This is a genomic window from Caballeronia choica (assembly GCF_001544535.1).
GTDB lineage: Bacteria > Pseudomonadota > Gammaproteobacteria > Burkholderiales > Burkholderiaceae > Caballeronia > Caballeronia choica.
Genome location: NZ_FCON02000550.1, coordinates 1 through 806 on the forward strand (window position 1 = coordinate 1; position 806 = coordinate 806).

At 56.5% G+C, this 806-nt stretch carries 1 protein-coding gene; it reads right to left on the reverse strand.

From position 1 onward, the window contains the following. Positions 1 to 806 (reverse strand): SAM-dependent methyltransferase (locus AWB68_RS45650; protein WP_087650519.1); only part of this gene is annotated, 806 nt, incomplete at both ends.

The following is an 806-nucleotide window of genomic DNA, read 5'->3' on the forward strand; positions in this document are numbered from 1 at the left end:
AGTCGTACATGTATCTGCGCGACCATGCAAGTGAATCGGCTTGCGCGCCCGCCTTCCGACAAACGATTTGGTAAATCGACAGGTTCCCGCATCGAAAGCCGTAGGCGCACCCGGCCAGATAGATCCGCCACACCCGGAAGGTTTGCTCGCCGACCGTCTGCCTGATCAGGTCGGCGTTTTTCTCAAACGCGTCTGCCCAAAGTGTCAGCGTGCGCGCATAGTGCCGCCGTAGGTTCTCGACGTCCAATGATTCCAGATTGCCACGCTGCATCGCGTCGAGGACCTGGCCGATATGCGAGAGTTCGCCGTTTGGAAACACATACTTATCGATGAAGGCGCGTCCATCAACGGTCGGCGTCCAACAGATATCCGGGTCCGTTGACGTAATTCCGTGATTCATGGCAATACCATCGGGCGTCAGCAACGAACTGATCTTCGCGAAATACGCCGGAAGATTGGCGCGCCCGACGTGCTCGAACATTCCTACGCTGGTGATGCGATCGAACTGACCGACGATCTCGCGGTAATCCTGCAGTCGGATTTCCACGCGATCTGTGAGACCGGCTTGCTGCACTCGCTGCATCGCCAACTGATATTGTTTCTCGGAAAGGGTGATGCCGATACATCGCGCGCCGAACTTCTGTGCGGCGCGAATCACCAACGAACCCCAACCGCACCCGATGTCGAGTAACGATTGCGTTGGCTGCAGCGCGATCTTCTTTAGGATGTGATCGATCTTCTTCTCCTGAGCGGTGTCGAGATCTTCCGTGCCGTTCTCAAAATAGGCGCAGGAATACACCATCGTG